Source organism: Maccoyibacter intestinihominis (assembly GCF_040096355.1).
In the GTDB taxonomy this organism is placed as follows: Bacteria; Bacillota; Clostridia; order Lachnospirales; family Lachnospiraceae; genus Maccoyibacter; species Maccoyibacter intestinihominis.
Genome location: NZ_JBBMEX010000035.1, coordinates 1 through 955, shown reverse-complemented (window position 1 = coordinate 955; position 955 = coordinate 1). Strand labels below are relative to the sequence as shown.

At 52.3% G+C, this 955-nt stretch carries 1 rRNA gene; it reads left to right on the top strand.

Features of this window, described 5'->3' with window-relative positions:
- A 23S ribosomal RNA gene (locus WMO43_RS14075) occupies window positions 1-955 on the top strand; the annotation flags it as partial.

Here is a 955-nt window from a genome sequence, read left to right as displayed (position 1 = left end):
GAGCGGGGACCACCCCGTAAGCCTAAATACTCCTCAGTGACCGATAGCGCAAAGTACTGTGAAGGAAAGGTGAAAAGGACCCCGGGAGGGGAGTGAAAGAGAACCTGAAACCCTGTGTTTACAAGCTGTGGAAGCACTTTATATGTGCAACCGCGTACTTTTTGTAGAACGGTCCGGCGAGTTGCGTGTGCGGGCAAGGTTAAGCACTTCAGGTGCGGAGCCGAAGGGAAACCAAGTCTTAAGAGGGCGCTAAGTCCGCAGATGCAGACCCGAAACCGGGTGACCTATCCATGTCCAGGTTGAAGCTGCCGTAAGAGGTAGTGGAGGACCGAACCCACATCCGTTGAAAAGGGTGGGGATGAGGTGTGGATAGCGGAGAAATTCCAATCGAACCCGGAGATAGCTGGTTCTCCTCGAAATAGCTTTAGGGCTAGCCTCATGATAATCTTGCGGAGGTAGAGCACTGAATTCCTGCGGGGGCGTCAAAGCTTACCAAGGGATATCAAACTCCGAATGCCGTGTAGATGTTTCATGGGAGTCAGACTGCACGAGATAAGTTGGGTGGTCAAAAGGGAAAGAGCCCAGACCACCGGCTAAGGTCCCAAAGTGTGTGTTAAGTGGAAAAGGATGTGGGGATTCAAAGACAACTAGGATGTTGGCTCAGAAGCAGCCATACATTCAAAGAGTGCGTAACAGCTCACTAGTCGAGAGTCCCTGCGCCGAAAATGTCCGGGGCTGAAACACACCACCGAAGCCGTGGAATTGCTCAGGCAATTGGTAGAGGAGCATTCTTAAGACCGATGAAGCTGTACCGGAAGGAGCAGTGGAGGGATAAGAAGAGAGAATGCCGGAATGAGTAGCGAGAGAGAGGTGAGAATCCTCTCGGCCGAATATCCAAGGTTTCCAGAGTAAAGCTGATCTGCTCTGGGTAAGTCGGGACCTAAGGCGAGGGCGA